Annotated in this window: 16 protein-coding genes; 8 read left to right on the plus strand and 8 right to left on the minus strand. The window is 29.5% G+C overall.

The window, feature by feature from the left end:
- The first annotated feature begins 30 nt into the window (after positions 1-30).
- The 4 genes from N5D03_RS06175 to N5D03_RS06190 are packed head-to-tail and all read left to right on the plus strand — an operon-like array spanning position 31 to position 4,469.
- Positions 31-1,290, plus strand: a complete 1,260-nt coding sequence (locus N5D03_RS06175; protein WP_125350777.1) for an oligosaccharide flippase family protein — start codon at positions 31-33, stop codon at positions 1,288-1,290.
- The gene (locus N5D03_RS06180; protein ID WP_125350776.1) at positions 1,283-2,419 is read left to right on the plus strand and encodes a glycosyltransferase family 4 protein; all 1,137 of its coding nucleotides are present in this window, start codon (positions 1,283-1,285) and stop codon (positions 2,417-2,419) included. Before N5D03_RS06175 ends, N5D03_RS06180 begins: the two co-directional genes overlap by 8 nt.
- Positions 2,416-3,663 (plus strand): polysaccharide biosynthesis C-terminal domain-containing protein, encoded by a 1,248-nt coding sequence (locus tag N5D03_RS06185; RefSeq protein ID WP_280049013.1) that lies wholly within the window; start codon positions 2,416-2,418, stop codon positions 3,661-3,663. Before N5D03_RS06180 ends, N5D03_RS06185 begins: the two co-directional genes overlap by 4 nt.
- Before the next feature lie 2 nt (positions 3,664-3,665).
- Positions 3,666-4,469 (plus strand): class I SAM-dependent methyltransferase, encoded by an 804-nt coding sequence (locus tag N5D03_RS06190; protein WP_125349542.1) that lies wholly within the window; start codon positions 3,666-3,668, stop codon positions 4,467-4,469.
- On the opposite strand, the gene N5D03_RS06195 is transcribed toward N5D03_RS06190, so the two are convergent.
- Positions 4,466-5,341, minus strand: a complete 876-nt coding sequence (locus N5D03_RS06195) for a polysaccharide deacetylase family protein (protein ID WP_280051190.1) — start codon at positions 5,339-5,341, stop codon at positions 4,466-4,468. The two genes, N5D03_RS06190 and N5D03_RS06195, sit on opposite strands and share 4 nt — an antisense overlap.
- Positions 5,342-5,447: 106 nt before the next feature.
- Between N5D03_RS06195 and N5D03_RS06200 the strand changes: the two genes are divergently transcribed.
- Positions 5,448-6,143 (plus strand): class I SAM-dependent methyltransferase, encoded by a 696-nt coding sequence (locus N5D03_RS06200; protein WP_185144150.1) that lies wholly within the window; start codon positions 5,448-5,450, stop codon positions 6,141-6,143.
- On the opposite strand, the gene N5D03_RS06205 is transcribed toward N5D03_RS06200, so the two are convergent.
- From N5D03_RS06205 to N5D03_RS06230, 6 genes are all read right to left on the minus strand, one after another.
- Complete coding sequence (locus N5D03_RS06205; RefSeq protein ID WP_219033877.1) at positions 6,117-7,004, minus strand: hypothetical protein; 888 nt, start codon at positions 7,002-7,004, stop codon at positions 6,117-6,119. The genes N5D03_RS06200 and N5D03_RS06205 overlap by 27 nt on opposite strands.
- The gene (locus N5D03_RS06210) at positions 7,001-8,230 is read right to left on the minus strand and encodes a polysaccharide deacetylase family protein (protein ID WP_280051191.1); all 1,230 of its coding nucleotides are present in this window, start codon (positions 8,228-8,230) and stop codon (positions 7,001-7,003) included. The genes N5D03_RS06205 and N5D03_RS06210 overlap by 4 nt, the downstream gene beginning before the upstream one ends.
- A 27-nt stretch (positions 8,231-8,257) precedes the next feature.
- Complete coding sequence (radC, locus tag N5D03_RS06215) at positions 8,258-8,956, minus strand: DNA repair protein RadC (RefSeq protein WP_125349537.1); 699 nt, start codon at positions 8,954-8,956, stop codon at positions 8,258-8,260.
- A 91-nt stretch (positions 8,957-9,047) separates the two neighbouring features.
- A complete protein-coding gene (locus N5D03_RS06220) occupies positions 9,048-10,730 on the minus strand; it encodes a glutamine--tRNA ligase/YqeY domain fusion protein (protein WP_125349536.1) in 1,683 nt (560 codons plus the stop codon).
- Positions 10,731-10,859: 129 nt separating this feature from the next.
- Positions 10,860-11,384 carry a ribosome maturation factor RimM gene (rimM, locus tag N5D03_RS06225; RefSeq protein ID WP_280049017.1) on the minus strand — a complete coding sequence of 175 codons (525 nt, stop codon included), beginning with the start codon at positions 11,382-11,384 and terminating at the stop codon, positions 10,860-10,862.
- A 24-nt stretch (positions 11,385-11,408) separates the two neighbouring features.
- The gene (locus N5D03_RS06230; protein WP_038336467.1) at positions 11,409-11,936 is read right to left on the minus strand and encodes a 30S ribosomal protein S16; all 528 of its coding nucleotides are present in this window, start codon (positions 11,934-11,936) and stop codon (positions 11,409-11,411) included.
- Between the two features lie 325 nt (positions 11,937-12,261).
- Between N5D03_RS06230 and N5D03_RS06235 the strand changes: the two genes are divergently transcribed.
- From N5D03_RS06235 to N5D03_RS06245, 3 genes are all read left to right on the plus strand, one after another.
- Positions 12,262-14,340, plus strand: a complete 2,079-nt coding sequence (locus tag N5D03_RS06235) for a S8 family peptidase (protein ID WP_280051192.1) — start codon at positions 12,262-12,264, stop codon at positions 14,338-14,340.
- A gap of 84 nt (positions 14,341-14,424) precedes the next feature.
- Positions 14,425-15,024, plus strand: coding sequence for an HD domain-containing protein (locus N5D03_RS06240; RefSeq protein WP_219033870.1), 600 nt, complete (start codon positions 14,425-14,427; stop codon positions 15,022-15,024).
- Between the two features lie 33 nt (positions 15,025-15,057).
- Positions 15,058-16,650: a S41 family peptidase gene (locus N5D03_RS06245; protein WP_280038262.1), complete on the plus strand. Its 1,593-nt coding sequence runs from the start codon at positions 15,058-15,060 to the stop codon at positions 16,648-16,650.
- A gap of 94 nt (positions 16,651-16,744) precedes the next feature.
- On the opposite strand, the gene N5D03_RS06250 is transcribed toward N5D03_RS06245, so the two are convergent.
- The gene (locus tag N5D03_RS06250) at positions 16,745-17,356 is read right to left on the minus strand and encodes a class I SAM-dependent methyltransferase (protein WP_125349530.1); all 612 of its coding nucleotides are present in this window, start codon (positions 17,354-17,356) and stop codon (positions 16,745-16,747) included.
- Between the last annotated feature and the right edge of the window lie 197 nt (positions 17,357-17,553).

A 17,553-nucleotide genomic window follows, 5' to 3' on the forward strand; every position in this document is an offset into this window, starting at 1 on the left:
ATGTAGATTTGCTGATGAAGAAAATATCAATTGAAAGCGAAGTTAGAAAAATTTAAAACGAAGAATGCCAAAGGTGTTTTGTCTTTGTTGGCAGGTAACACAATTGCGCAAGTGATTATGTTTATTGGCGGAATTATTTTGGCTCGAATTTATGGTCCAGAAGCGTCAGGAACGTATAATGCTTTTTTAAGTTTTGTGGCCATTCTTTCTATTTTGACAACGTTTCGTTTAGAGAATATTTTCGTGATTTCGAAATCATCAAAAGCGATTCGAAATTTGTTTACAACCCTATTATTAGTGAGTAGTATTGTAACGATTTTATTCTTTTTGGGTTATGCTATTTTAGAAAAAATTTTCACATTCAAAACCTCCTTATTTATTGTTTTCTTAAGTTGTGTTGCAGGATTATTTACAGCTTGGAATAATGTTCAAAATACATTGTTTACGAAGTATAAATTATTCAAAAGTATTTCAACTGGATTTGTGATTAATGCACTGTTTTCGGTCTTTTTCCAGTTCATTTTTTATTGGATAGGCTACAAAGAAACAGGATTGATTTATGGAACAATTTTCGGAACTATTTTGTCTTGTGCATACTATTTTTCAATTACAAAAGGACGATTTTCTTCGATTGATTTTGGGTTGGCTAAACGAACAATTTCTAAGAACAAAGAAATCCTAAAATATACATTACCCTCAGAATCGTTGAATGCAATTGCGAACAATTTGTTACCAATTATGATTGCGATTTATTTTATGAAAGAAGATGTAGCTTTTGTGGGAAATTCAGCTAAAATTTTGGTTGTTCCTTTGACATTACTTTCCAATTCGATGTCGAAAGTTTTCTTTCAGAAATCTGCTGCAATGATTGATCATCGTTCGCATCAATTATATGATTTATCGAAAAAAGTGGTACTGTACAACGTTGGAGCAATTGCTGTTTTTCTTTTGTTGATGAATTGTATCGGAATTTTTATTCTCGAGTGGATGCTTGGACCAGAATGGCGAGGCCTGCATATTATGACGTGGATACTTTCATTTTGGATTTTGTGTCGTTCTGCAATGAATCCTATTCAGCAAATAGTCGTGGTTATCAAGAAAAATCATTACGCACTATACTTCAATATTTATTTGGTTTTCGTCACATTGATTACTTGTGTGATTGGCGGACTAAATAAAAACATACTTTTGACGTTATCTCTATATTCTTTCTTTGCAGGAATGGGCTATTTGGTTCAACTTTACTTTGTAATGAAAGAACTGAAACGTTATAAAAAGTTAGGTGAATAATTCGAGAAAAAATATTTTAGCTTTAGCATCTTGGTATCCGAGTAGAATTTTTTTAGATAATGGAGATTTTATTCAGCGCCATTTACGTTCTATCTCTACTTTAAATAATGTGACGCTTGTTCATGCAGTAAAAGATGAAAATTTAAAATCTAATTTTGAAATAGATGATTCTATCAACCAAAATGTAAGAGAAATAATTGTTTATTTTAAACCATCTTTTTTTCGCCCGTTTAATTTAATCAAACAATTTATAGCTTTTCTGAAAGGAGTTTCTTTGATTAATAATTTTGATATAATTCATCTCAATGTTGTTTATCCGGCAGGTTTAGTTGCTTTATTTTTGAAAAATAAATACAAAAAACCAATAGTTTTAACAGAGCATTGGACAGGATTTTCTCCAGAACGTTTTATTTCATTTCCATTTTACAAGAAGTTTTTAATTAAAAAAATACTTAGAAAGGTAGATGTTTTAACGCCTGTTTCAAATGATTTAGCACAGAAAATACTTAAAATTTATCCTATAACAATTGTAAAAATTATTCCAAATGTTGTGGATGTAGAATTGTTTTCGGTAAAAGAAGATTGTAAAATAAAAAGAATAACTTTTTTACATCTTTCGCATTTAGAAAATGAACATAAAAATATTTTAGGAATGTTGAATGTTGTTAAAAAGTTAGTTGATAATGGCTATAATTTTGAATTTCAGATTGGAGGAAATGGAGATTTAACTTTGATTAATAATTTTGTTGAAGAAAATAATTTGTCTGCTTTTGTAAAATCTTTTGGGCGATTACAACATTTTGAAGTGAATCAAAAGATGAAAAATGTGAATTGTTTTGTACTTTTTAGTAATTATGAAAATCAACCTTGTGTACAAATAGAAGCTTTTGCTTCGGGAATTCCTGTTATCGCAAGTGATGTTGGTGGAATTAAAGAATTTATGCCAAATAATTTTGGATTTATTGTGAATAAAAATGATGAATCAGCACTTTATAAAGCAATGGTTGAGGTGATAGAAGGTTATGAATTTGCAACACCAAAGGAATTAAATAATTATGTTTTGAATAATTTTTCTAAGGAAGAAATTGCTCAACAATTTGATGATGTCTACACGAAAGTTTTAGAATGAAAGATTTAATCAAATTCATACAATCCTTTTTACAAAACAATGGTTTTTACGTTTTTTTATCTTTTGTGGTAGAAAAATTAGTGATGTTGATTAATACCATTTTCATTGTAAAAATGATTCCTCAAGATGAATTTGGTCGTATAACACTTATCGCATCTATCATTGGGTTTGTTACGCCATGGAATGGATTAGGTTCATTACAGGTTTTGATGAAATTTGGTGCTGGTGAAGAAAATGAACAAACACGTAAAGACCTAAGTCGAAAATTATTTAGAAATGGTGTTATTAATCAGCTTATTTTATGTAGTCTTTTTATTGTAATTGCTAATTTTTATGCCATAAAATTTGATCATTTATTGTGGATTATTCTCTTGTTTTCTGTTCGTCTTTTGGGCTTATTTTTCCAATCACATCTTACAATTGATTATCGTATAAATGGTTTTAATAAAAAGTTTGCTTCATTAAATATATTGATTAACTGTTTGGGACTGATTTTTACATTTTTCTTAACCATCAACTTTGGAGCAATTGGTTATATGATTTCGCTGGCGATTACACCTTTTATTAGTTTATTTTTCTATTCTAAAACAATTTTACAACAATCAATAAGTGGTTTAAGTGAAATGAATTGGAAAATGATGTGGAAATATGGAAGAATGGAATCTTTGGCTTATTTCGCTTCAGAGTTATTGTTTTCGATTGATATTGGAATGATTGCGATTTTTATGACAGATAAAGATATTGCTTTGTATAAAGTTGCGATTCTTTTGCCTATGAATTTATTATTTATTCCGACTATATTATTTCAAACCGATTTTCCTCGAATTATTAAAAATAGTCAGAACAAGGATTTTCTGAAATTTTATATAAAAAATTATTATAAGCTATTCATTCCTATAGGAATTAGTATTCTTTTAGGAAGTTATTTTCTTAGAGATTTTATAATCGAGTTATTTTTCAATAAAAGTTATTTAACTGGTGGTACAGTTTTTTTTATTGCAACAATAGCAGTTGTTTTAGCAATGTTGTTTAGAGTATTATACATTAACTTGAATAGTACAATAGGAAGATCAGATTGGAATGTAAGAGTATCAATCCTCTCAATTGTTTGTTTAGTTATTTTTGATGCGCTATTAATTCCTTTTTATGGAATAGAAGGAGCAGCTTTAGGTATGTTAATAACTTTCTTAATTTCTGGATTATACGCATATTATTTGTTTAATAAGTATTTAAAAAATATTTAAAAATGTCATTATCAAAAAAAATATCAAAATTTATAAATGGATTTTTTCAAATTTGTAAGAATCCTTGGTTATTAAATATTATCATTGACCAAAATGAAAATTGGGAAAAGAAAACGCCAAATCATTATAAGAAAGGACTAAATCAAGTTTCTTTAGATCAATTATTTCCAAATTTTGACGGAAAATTAGATACAGTTGCTTTTTTAGATGGCGGTTCTTTGATTACAGATTTATTACTGCTGAAAAATGCGTGTAAAGAATTTGAACAATGTAAATATTTCGAAATTGGAACTTGGAGAGGAGAAAGTATTGTTAATTTGATTGATGTTGCTGATGATTTGAATACGTTAGATTTAGATACAAAGGATTATAAAACGTATAACTTTTCACAAGATTATGAAAATGCACATGGTTTTTTTATAAAAGATAAATCTAAAATAAAACAACATTTAGGAGACTCGACTAAATTTGATTTTTCAGGATTGAATAAAAAATTTGATGTAATTTTTATCGATGGAAATCATCGTTTTGATTTTGTAGTTTCGGATACAAAAAATGTTTTTGAACATCTGATTCATGAAAACTCTATCGTTATTTGGCATGATTATGCATTCTCGCCAGAAAAGATACGTTTTGAAATATTGAATGCAATTATAAAAGGAGTTCCTAAACAATTTCATAAAAATCTATATCATGTAGAAAATACAATGTGTGCTATTTATACACCAAAGAATTATGAAGGAAATATTCTTAAACTTTACGATAATCCAAAGAGAATTTTTTCTATAGATTTAAAAATTAATTAATGAGAAACAACATGCTTCTGTAGTAGTTTCTGAATATAAAATTTATAACGATTCTTTTTTATAAAAATTGCTGGGTTAGAAATACAATTATCCATCGGAAGTCGCTGAATATTTGTTGAAATCTCATCGTTTTTTATTCCTGCCGTACCAAATGTAAAATCGGATTTTATAGTATTAAAAAAGTTTATAGAAACTCCATCATCTGTAAAAGGAAAAGAAAAAACTCGATAATCCAAATTAAACTTTTGTTGGATAAAATCTAAACTTTCATTTGTCTCTATAAGTTGTTGTTCAAAAGAAATATCGCGATAATAAGGATGATTCATTGAATGTGCGCCAATTGTAAAGCCTTGATGAATTAATGCTTTAATTTCATTTTCATTCAAATAAATTTCAACATCATTTAGTTTTATTTCTTGTTTTAAAATTAATGAATTAATTTTTTTAAGATCATGAATAGAATAATTTAAAAGTTCTTTTTTAAGGTTATTGTCTGTAATGTTTTCTAAAATGAAAGCAACTTTATACCGATAAAAAACTTCTTGATTGTCAATAAAATTTGGATTGATAAAAAAAGTTGCATCTAAATTTCGTTCTTTTAATATTGGAGCAATTATAGAGTAACATTGTTTCAAACCATCATCAAAACTAAGATGAAAGTAATTTTCTTGAGGAATAGAACCATTTTTTTCGTATAAATCAATTAATTCAATCATAGAAATATTGACATAATTTTTCTGAAAAAAATCTAATTCACGTTGAAATTGATCAATAGATTTTAATGGATATAATTGATCGATATGAATTAATCTTTTATCTGAAACTGTATGGTAAAAAGGAAATATATTTTTTTTGAATAAATTTAATATCATAAAATAGCAGTCTTAACGTTTGTAAGTAATGAATGCAATTAAAACATTTTATAAAAAAATATTTTCCGAAAAGATAAGAATTAATAATAGAAAAAATTTAAAGAAATTGAATGGATTATTTCTGAAAGGAAATAATTTTTATTGTAATTGTTGCGAACAATCTTTTTCTAAGTTTTTGGATAAATCAAACGGTATAGATAACCGAGAAAATGCTGAATGTCCAAATTGTGGTTCATTAGAAAGGACAAGAGTTTTGTTAGAGTTTATAAAAAATGAAACAGATTTATTGGTTAAACCGAATAAATTATTGCATATTGCTCCAGAAGACGCATTGAAAAATATTTTTAAACAGACCGATAATTTACGTTATATCAATGCTGATATTAACATTAATCTTGCTGATGAAGAAATGGATATTACTTCAATAAATTATCCTGATAACACATTTGATTATATAATTTGTTGTCATGTTTTAGGGCATATTCCAAACGAAAAAAAGGCAATTGATGAATTGTTTCGCGTTCTAAAAAAAGGAGGAAAAGCTTTGATTCAAACTCCTATTCATCCAATAAATAATACGTTTGAAAATGCTGAATTTAAGACAGAAGAAGAACGATTAAAAAATTATGGCGAAAAAGATTTATTGAGATTGCATGGACAGGACTTTCAAGAAAGATTAAAACGTGAAAATATAATTGTCGAAAAAATAGATTATCGAAATAAAATTGATCATAATTTAGCAAAGAAACTTTCTGTTGGAAATGGCTATCGTGAATTAATTTTTCTTTGTCAAAAAGTCTAAATTAGAATAGTTTGTATAATGATTTTTTATAGCACCAAAACCTTGCATAAATTTAGCTATAGAAGGAATCATAGAACCTTCGAAATCAAGTGTTAATTCTGAATTAGAAAAGTTTTTGATAATGTAATCTATTATGTAAGCTGATCCAAAATTACTTTTTGAATTCTTATTTCTTGCAAAAGCAAAATTATAAACTCGATTTTTAGAAATCATGATTAGTTGACAACCAATTAAATTTTCTTCTTGATCAAAAATTTCATAAATATTAATAATTTTTTGATTAAATAAACTTTGAATTTTTTCTTGCGAATAGTTTATTAAATTATTTGCGATCAAATATTCATAAGATGAATTTATTTTGAAAAATCGATTTAATTGAGTAACTTTTTCAATGTTATAATTGGATTTTTCTACTTTACGAATTTCATTTTTTCTATTTCTACTGTAATTTGAAAATAAAATTTCATAATCTTGATTCAAATCTAAAATATAATTAACCTTTTTCTGTCCCTTCGGTTCAAACATCTCTGTATTTTCCTCATTAAAAGCATAAGCTCTCACTAAATTTCGATGTAGTTTTTTCTCAAAAAGTTGAAAAGTTTCTTTTGAGAAATTTTCTTGATGAAAAACTCCTAATTGTTGACAATAAATTGGTTGTGTAATAAATTTTATACCAATTTTTTTTGTATATGGCAAAGGCATTATGGCTTCATAATCGTTCAAAACATAACAATCCCAATTGTTTTCAACTAAAGCATCCAAATAAAAAACTTCGGCATAAATGCGGTAATTCACCGATTTGTTGAGACATTCGGTATATTTATTAACATCTAATTTTTTTCGAGAAACTCTTTTTATCATTTAAAAATACTTTCGTAAACTTTTCGCCATTCAGTCCAATCTTCGTTCAAGTTTGATTGGTGGAATAATGTTATAAACGTTCCGTTTGTGGCTTTAATTGTTTGTTTCAATCGTTTTATTTCCTCTAAAGCTTGTTGCGGTGTTAATTTTAAATAATTTTTCAATGTAACATCCATTGCGACAAAAGGATATATTTTTAACAATGTTTGTTGATTTGTTGATAAGTCAAACCATTTGAATGGAGTAGAAGTGCCAGCTCTAAAGCCTAATTGATGAGGGAATCCCATGGTATAATCTTCTAAAATTTCATTTATTAACAATTGTTGATAAGTGAGAGGAATGCTCAATTTAATGAAATGTTGACGTGATTTTTTTATAGGTTGATTGATGATTTTTTCTAATCGATTAATTTCAGTTGTTAATTTATTTTGTTCGAAATTAGATTGATAAGAAGGGTGAATTCCAATTTTTGCCCAAGTTGAAATGTTATTTATTAAATTTTTTTGAGCATTATTTTTCCAATGATGATTTTTATCGAAAGTAGAATAATCGCCCAATAACCAAAAGAAAACTGTTTCGATTTGATGTTTTTCAGCTAAAACTTTCAAATAATCAAATGTATCGTAAGGATCTTTTTTTTGCTGATTTAAAATTTTGATTTGATTCTGAAATTCTTTGAAATCACCTTTTAAAATTTTCTTTGAAAGTGAACCAAATTTTATTTTAGGAGAATGATGAAGATATTTCCATGCATAATCTACGTCATGAGTATTAATCTGTTTGAAAACTCTCTGTTTAAAATAAATTTCAGGAAATTTAGACTTTATCTTTTTTTGAATTTCAATACAAATTTCATCTACAATTGGTTTCGAATAATCTAAATCCGAACCTAAAAAACGATTGTGTTGATCAAATTTTTCTGGTTTTGCAATGTATTCTTCATAACGAGAAAGCCAATAAAAACATTTCCCAAATTCGTTTAAAATTGAATAATCAACATTTTCTTGAATGGTAGTTTCCAATAAAATATCATCAACTTTATAATTGATTTCATTTTCTAAAAATTGATTTGAAAAGTTGATTTTTGGTAAAATTGATTGTGAAAACTCATCAAAATCTGTAGTCGTTTTGTAGTCAATTCCAGAAAAATTATGAAAAATAAAATCGAAAATATATTCAATTCGATTCGTTATTTTTTCTGTAAATATGATGATTTTTTGACTCAAAATAGTTTTCAATAAAGCTTAAAGATATCAAATTAGACCATCATCCGCAAACGAATAAAAATCTTTTTGAGAAACAATAATGTGATCTAAAACTTGAATATCTAAAAGAGTGGCACCTTCTTTTATTTTTCGAGTAATGTGTATATCAGACTGACTTGGAGTAAGATTTCCAGAAGGATGATTGTGAGAAAGTATCATTCCAGTTGCCATTAACTCTAAGGCACGTTTAAAAATTACTCGAATATCGACAGCGGTTTGATTAATTCCACCTCGTGAAATTTGCTCAGTTTTAATGATTCGATTTCCTTGATTGAGAAACATTACCCAAAATTCTTCGTTTGGTAAATCACCAATTTGTTGTTGTAAAATTATGGCTGCGTCTTTGCTTGAAGTAATTTTGTCGCGTTCTAAAATCTCTTGCGAATTTCGTCTTCTTCCAATTTCCATTGCTGTGATTATCGAAATTGCTTTTGCTTCTCCAACTCCTTTGAATTTGCATAAATCTACAATTGAATATTTTGCTAATTCATTCCAATTATTGTTTGCAGAATTTAAGATTCGTTTTGCTAACTCTACAGCGGATTCATCACGATTTCCACTTCCCATGATAATCGCTAACAATTCGGTATCAGAAAGTGACGAACGCCCTTTTAAAGCTAATTTTTCGCGAGGACGATCATCTTCATTCCAGTTTTTTATCGAATTTTTATTCTCTAAGTAATCCATTTATATAAGGGATTGATTTTGTATTTTACAATATAATAAAAAAAGCTCGAACAAATTTGTTCGAGCTTGATATTTAATGAAATAGTTTTTTTTATTTATTGACTTTTGCCCAAGTATCTTTAAGGGTAACTGTTCTATTGAAAATTAACTTTTCTGTAGAAGAATCACGATCTAAAGCAAAATATCCAATACGTTGAAACTGGAATTTATCCTCCACTTTGGCTTCTTTCAAAGCAGGCTCAGCAAAACCTTCTTTTACAGTTAAAGAATTTGGATTGACAAATTGTAAAAAGTCAACATCTTTCTCTGCATCTGGAGATTCAACTGTAAATAAACGATCATATTCGCGAACTTCGATCGGAATATTCTCTGTTGCAGAAACCCAATGCAACGTACCTTTTACTTTACGTTTAGAAGCTTCAGTTCCACTTCCAGACTTCGTTTCAGGATCGTAAGTTGCATAGATTGTTGTGATATTTCCTTCAGCATCTTTTTCTACTCTTTCAGCTTTAATGAAATATGCACCTTTCAAACGAACTTCGTTTCCTAATGATAAACGGAAGAATTTTTTAGGCGCTTCTTCCATAAAATCTTCACGTTCGATGTAGATTTCTCTTGTGAAAGGAACGATACGAGTTCCAGCTGTTTCATCTTCCGGATTATTCTCAATTTCTAATTCCTCCACTTGTCCTTCTGGATAATTTTCGATTACCACTTTCACTGGATCAATAACAGCAAAAACACGAGGAGCAATTTTATTTAAATGATCACGAACAGAGAATTCTAATAACGAAATATCCAATACATTATCACGTTTTGCAACACCGGCTGTATTCCAAAAATTCTTAATCGATTCTGGCGTATAACCGCGACGACGCAAACCTGAAATAGTAGGCATACGTGGATCGTCCCAACCTGTTACAACTTCTTCTTGAACCAATTTCATCAACTTACGTTTACTTGTAATCATGTACGAAACATTACCACGAGCAAATTCGCGTTGTTTTGGTTTTTGAGGTTGATTTGGTAGTTCCACATTGTTCGCGTACCATTCGTATAAATCGCGATGATTTTTGAATTCTAATGAACATAATGAGTGTGAAATTCCTTCGATATAATCAGATTCTCCATGCGTCCAATCGTACATTGGGTACATTTTCCAAGTGTCTCCAGTACGGTGATGAGGACGTTTCAAAATACGATACATAACAGGGTCGCGCATGTTCATATTAGGAGAAGTCATGTCTATTTTTGCACGTAAAACATGTGTTCCTTCTTCAAATTCTCCCGCTTTCATTCGTTCGAAAAGATCTAAATTTTCTTCAACAGAACGATTTCTATAAGGAGATTCAATTCCTGGTTCAAAAGGTGTTTTACGTTGTTCATTAATCACTTCTGAAGACTGGTCGTCGATGTACGCTTTTCCTTCTTTAATTAATTGAACAGCCCAATCGTAAAGCTGCTGGAAATAATCAGAAGCATAGCGTTCTTCAGCCCACTCGAAACCTAACCATTTCACATCTTCGCGGATAGAATCTACGAATTCTTGCTCTTCTTTGTCAGGATTAGTGTCATCAAAACGTAAGTTTACAGGCGCATTGTAACGCTGTCCTAAACCGAAGTTTAAGCAGATTGCTTTTGCATGCCCGATATGCAAATAACCATTTGGTTCTGGTGGGAAACGAAAACGTAAATTTTCTTTCGGCATCCCGTTGGCTAAATCATCTTCGATGATTTGCTCAATAAAATTCAATGATTTTTTTTCTTCTTCCATTTTTTAATTACGATTGAGTTTGCAAAGGTACGAAATTGACAATAAATATAATGTCGAAAATTCCGGATTTTACAATTAGAAAAATTCAATCAAAAAATAGAAGTAAATAAATGATTTATAATGGATAAGTTACCCCAAATAAATTTCCAATAATCCGTTTGGAATTTGGATAAGCATTGCTTTTTCGTTACGATTAACTTCTAAGATCCACTCATCAATCATCGGGATTAAGATTTCTTTTCCGTTTGCATCTACTTCAAAATAAGCTTGTGCAGCAGAATCGTTAACAGATTTTATCGTTCCAACTTCTGTATTTGTTTGATCATAAATCGTGAAACCAACAATTTCGTGGTAATAAAAATCTGTTCCAGAAAGTTCTGGTAATGATTTTAGAGGTAAATAAAGTTCGCGATTGATTAATTTGTCGACATCTTCGTCTTCAACATCTTCAAATTTTACTAATAATTTTGTGCCTTGATAAGGCTGAGAAGTTTCGAAAAAAAATGGAACCAGTGTACCATCTTGCTCGATGAACACTGCTTCCAAAGTATCGTATAATTCTGGTTCGTCTGTATCCAAGTGAATGATTAAATTACCTTTGAAACCATGTCTCTTTGTAACTTTACCTAAATAGTAGCAATCATTTTTTGTCATTTGGAACGTCTCTGAACTTAAAAATTATTCTTCTGTAGCAACTTCTTCAGTTGTACCTTCTGCTTCTTCAGCAGGAGTTTCTTCAACTTGTGCAGCAGCTTCAGCTTCCTGAGCAGCTTTTACACGAGCTTCATTAACAGCTTTTTCAGCTTCTAATGCAGCAGCTTTAGCAGCAGCAGCACCTGAAGTTAAACCGTCTTTTTTAGCTTGAACTTTTTCACCTTTAGCTTCTAACCAAGCGTCGAAACGTTTGTCAGCTTCTTCTTGAGAAAACGCACCTTTAGCAACACCACCTAATAAGTGTTTTTTCATAAAAGCACCTTTGTAAGATAATAAAGCTTTAGCAGTATTAGTTGGCTCAGCACCAGTTTGTAACCATTTTACAGCAGAATCAACATTTAATTCAATTGTAGCTGGGTTAGTAATTGGGTTGTAAGTACCTAATTTTTCGATGAAACGACCATCACGTTTTGCTCTTGAGTCAGCAACTACGATGTGAAAGAATGGTTTTCCTTTACGACCATGTCTTTGTAATCTAATTCTTGTAGCCATAGTATAACTAATTATTTTGGGAACTCGTCCCGTTTTACAAATTTGAGGTGCAAATATACAAAAAAATAATAATATGAATTAGAATTAGTATTCAGATATTAATTCTAATTTTGTATAAATCAATTTCATGAAATATTTAACATTAATGATACTTACATTATTATTGTCATGTAAGACCAATTCTACTGAGCTTAATAAGAAAAATGATATAGACTCGGTGATTATTAATGATGACCATATTAAAATTAATGATACACTAATTATAAGAGATTCAACAATAACTCCTTCAATAATTAGTGAATAAAATTACATAAATAAACATAGTATGAAGAAAACATTTATTTTATTATTTACATTATTTGGATTGTCAGCTTCTTTTGCGCAGGATAATAATGCGATTTTTTATAAAAAACTGGAAGAGCAGCAATTAAAGAATGAACAGAAGTTTAATAGTCTACAGAATAAGAATGCTAAATCTGTAATTGTAGATCAATCAAAAGGAATTTCTAATCTCGCAGGTTTTATAGAAGATTCACCTTTTTTTTACCAAACTGATGATATTAGAGCAAATACAGGAGCGGGTATTACTGAGTTACAAAATGAAGGTATTAATGGTTTTGTTTTGAATGGGAAAGATGTTAGTGTACTAGTAATGGACGGAGGGGCAGCGCTAGGAACACATATTGAGTTTAGAGATCTTGATTATGGAAATTCAAGCAGATTATTTGATACCGAAAATGGAGCAACTGCAATATCTGATCATGCAACTTCTGTATCAGGTTTTATTGCAGCCGAAGGTAGAGCTTCATTTAATGGATACCCACAATATGCAGCTAAAGGAGTATTAACAAAAGCTAAAATAAAAAATAGCAGTTTTAATACAACAACAAATGGAAACAATATACAGAAGCTTTTAAATGCAAAAGAAAATTTATCTAATCATTCTTATGGTGTAAATTTAGGATGGGATAATTATTATTCTAAGACAGATAAATTAGGTCCTGGATGGTATTTTAATATGAGAAATTATCAAGATTTAGTTAAGGACGCCAGTGCTACTTTGAGTGGATCTTATTATAGTTCTGATGCTGATTTTGACAAGACGGTTTATAATAATCCAAATTATATTGTTGTTAAATCAGCAGGTAATTATTATGGTTCGGGACCAGATGCCTCTGATACTAATCCAAAATTCCAATACAAAGATGGGATTTGGACACCTTTTACTGCATCGGAAGTAATACCTTCAAAAAATTGTATTAATGATGCATATTGTATTGGTTGGGGGTCATTGGCTAAAAATATCATTGTTGTAGGAGCGGTTAAATTACCGAATACTACTGATTATAAATTTACGACATTAACAAAAGATAATAGAGCAACATTTTCAAGTGTTGGACCTCGTAAAGATGGAGCAATTAAACCAGATATTTCTACTTATGGAGATTCTTTGATTGCTCCTTCATATGACTCATCAAATCCTACACAAAATAATGTATTTATTATAGGAAGTGGTACATCTTTTTCTGCACCAATTGTGACGGGGGCAATGGGAATGTTGACTCAGTTACAAAGATTAGTAAATAATAATTCTACATTTACTTTTTTTGGAGATGAAGCTAAAACACTACTTTTACATACTGCTGATGAGGCTGGAGATAATGATGGACCAGATATTTATTTTGGTTGGGGATTATTAAATACTAAAAAAGCAGCAGAGGTTTTATTAGATGATACAAAATTGTTTGAAAGAAAATCAAAAGTTTCAGGTACAGATATAGTGTATGAAATAACTTCCGATGGAACACCTTTGAAAGCAAGTATTTCCTGGATAGACCCAGAAGCAGCTTATTTTAAAAATATAAATGATTTATTTTATAATCAGTCTTCAAGATTGATTAATGATTTTGATTTAAGAGTAGTAGAAAGTTCTACAAATGTTACTTATTTTCCATGGAAATTAGATTTAAATAATGTTACTGGTCCTGCAATCAAAGGAGATAATACAGTAGATAATTATGAACAAGTTCTTATAAAGACTCCAACAAAAGGAGCAAAATATAAAGTTATTATTTCAAATAAAGGAAATTTAATAGATAACGCAGGAGTTAAAAAGAATCAGGATGTTACTGTATTGATAACAGGTAGAACAACTGGAGCTCTTAATACAGATGAGTTAGCTGTTGATAAATCGATTTCTGTTTATCCAACATTAGCAAAAGATATTGTAAATGTACAGACAACTGAAAAAATAACAGTTGTAGATATTTTTGATATGACCGGAAAAAAAGTTTCGTCTTCGGATAAGAAACAAATTAATATTTCAAATTTACCGACAGGTGTTTATATTATTAATATCAAAACAGATAAACAATCGGTTTCTAAGAAAATTGTAAAACAATAGAACAGTATTTTTTCTATTAATTTAAAACTTCAATAACATTGTTATTGAAGTTTTTTATTTTAGCGTGAAATAGATTATTAAAAAATGAACAAACAAGAAATACTTATTCAGACACAAGCTTATATCAAAAAAACTTTTTTAGATGAAGGAACAGGACACGATTATTTTCACATAGAACGTGTGGTGACAAATGCGAAGAAGATTTTAGAAACTGAAAATGCAGATTCTTTTTTGGTTGAATTAGCAGCTTGGACACATGATATCGGTGATTATAAATTGCATAATGGAGTTGATAAATCGGAGGAATTAATTAGAAAATTTTTAGAATCAATTCATGTAGAGGAAGAATCAATTCAGAAAGTATTGGAAATAGTCTCGCAAGTTTCATTTAGTAAAGGAAATAAACCAACAACTATCGAGGCTGAAATTGTGCAAGATGCTGATCGTTTAGATGCAATTGGAGCGGTTGGTATTGCGCGTTGTTTTGCATATGGCGGAAGTGTAGGTAGTATTTTATATAATCCGTACGATAATTCGAAAGACGCTTCTAGCGTGCAACATTTTTATGATAAATTATTTAAATTAAAAGAGTTGATGAATACCAAAACAGCAAAAGAAATTGCTTTAAAACGTCATCAGTATATGGAAAATTTTATCGAAGAATTTTATCAAGAAGTGAAATAATATTGTAACTTATTATTCATTTAATTATCCTCAATGCAATTAAAATCTACTCTAATTTATTTGTCATTTTTGTTGATATGCAGCTGTGTTTCTGTAGAGAAATACAATGCACATATTGATAAAGAGATTCCTGCAAATAAATTGAAAAAAGATGTAGATTTTGTTTATAAAAAACTAAAAAGATATCATCCAAAATTAGATTTATACACTTCTCAAAAACAAATTGATTATAAATTTGATAGCCTAAAAAAAACAATTCATCAACCATTGAAACCAAATGATTTTTATGTCAAGTTTTTTCCGATTTTCGAAAGTTTAGAACATGGTCATACAGATATTTATCCGATATATAAACGAATAGAAAAGAGTAAGGAAAAAAAATACAAAGAATCTAAATCTGCTTTTAGTGATTATAGTTTTTTTTGGCAAAATGATTCAGTTTTTTTAGTGGCAGATTACAGTAAAATCAATCCGATTAATCAAGGTTCGGCTTTGCTTTATATAGATAGTGTTTCTACAAAGTATTTATACGATAAATATAAAAAAAGTATTTATGGAGATGGTGAAAATCAAACTTTTTCGGATAATGTGTTTAACAGAACTTTTCTTAATTATTTTACTTTAGAAAATGGAATTAAAGATTCGGTTGAATTAACCTTTAAAATGGGAAATTCAATCATCCGAAAAAAAACATTTCGCACTTATCCCAAACCTAAAAGTGAAAAGGTTGCAGAAACACCAAAAATTACAAAAGAGCAGAAAGAAGTTGAGCGAAAAGTAAGGATAAAACAAAAGAAATATGGTTATTCTAAAAGCTCCAAAACCTATTCTAAAGATTTGGCTTTTCCTACGAATGATAGTACGATAGCGGTATTAAAAGTAACAGATTTTAGAAAAGGTAAAATACGCGAACTATATAAAGAAGTTTTTACGGATATCAAGAATCATAAAGTCCAAAATTTAGTTCTCGATCTACGCAACAATGGTGGTGGTTACCTAAAAGATTCACACTATTTATACGCTTATTTGGTCGATGATTCCAAGGCATTTTTAGGTGAAAAAATCGTCGCGAACAAAACCTCTTTTGGCAAGTCGTTGTACAATCTTTTTCCCGTTTATTCCTATCCGTTGCTTTGGTTGGGATCGGGTTATACTTATTTTTCGACGTCAAAAAATGCTAAAAATGAATACGAATTGCACATGCCTTTTTCGCATGTCAAAATAGATAAAGAGCTCGTGTATCACCACAATTTGTATGTCATTATAAATGGTGGTTCTTACTCTGCTTCGGCGTTGATTTCGGCTAATCTTCAACTAAAAAATCGAGCATTTTTTGTAGGTGAAGAAACGGGAGGAGATTTTAATGGAACGGTTGCTGGGTTGATGCCAAAATTTACGTTGCCCAATTCCAAACTCAAAATTTCAGTAGGTACAGTTTATCTTTCTCCAACGGAAAAACGAGAAGAACAGGCACATGGTGTTTATCCAAACCAACTTATTCAGCCTAATTTGCAAGATAAAATTAAACGTACAGATGCTGAACTGAAATGGATTTTAAATGATATCAAAAAAGGAAATATCAAATACAATAAAGTTTTAAAAAAAGAAAATCATCTCCTGAATTAAGGAGATGATTTTTATATTCTGGGCGTTCGAGCGGGCTTTTCGTTTCAATATTTGCTCAACAGCAAAGGATTTCCACTGCAATCCCTAACGCATTTTATTTTCTGTTAAAACTACAGAAAATAAAATTTTGTATTGTATCAAACGGCGTTTTATGATCAATTGTAAAACAATCTATTTTCTCAAAATTATTTTCAAAAGTAGAAGTTAAAGAAGTTTTATCATTTTGTTTTATTTCCAAACCACTACATTTTAATGGTCCGTTTTTCGAAAAAGTTCCAATTACCATATTTCTTTTTACAGCTTTCGCGACCAAATCTTGGTACTTTTTGATGTCATTTTCTTCTATTAAAAAATGAAAAACTGCTCTATCGTGCCAAATATCGTATTGTTCCGTAGGTTCAAATTCGGTGATATCAGCAACAATCCAAGTTACTTTTTCTGCATTATTTCCTAAACGCTTTTTTGCTCTTTCCAACGCGTTTGCAGAAATATCCAAAACAGAAATATTTTCATATCCTTCTTCCAATAAAAAATCGACCAACTTACTATCTCCACCACCAATATCAATAATTTTAGCTGTTTTATCAGCTCCAAAAGAATGAATAAAATTTAAAGAAGTTTCTGGTTTTTCTTGTGTCCAACTCACTTCTTCTGGAGTTTTTACTTCGTATATATGTTCCCAATGAGATTTTTTATTGTCGTTCATAGCTTTTGTATTTTGTTTAGGTGCAATTTCGACTTTTTATTTAAAATGAAGCATAACAAAAATTACAGAACTGTGAGTCTATTTTTTTCTATAAAAAAACACCTTTTACTTTAACATAAAAGGTGTTATAGTCTTTATATTAAACCTGTTTAAACTTTTATTTTTCTAGAAAGCAAAACGATAAAAGCAATATAATG

The organism is Empedobacter sp. GD03861, from assembly GCF_029840885.1.
In the GTDB taxonomy this organism is placed as follows: domain Bacteria; phylum Bacteroidota; class Bacteroidia; order Flavobacteriales; family Weeksellaceae; genus Empedobacter; species Empedobacter falsenii_B.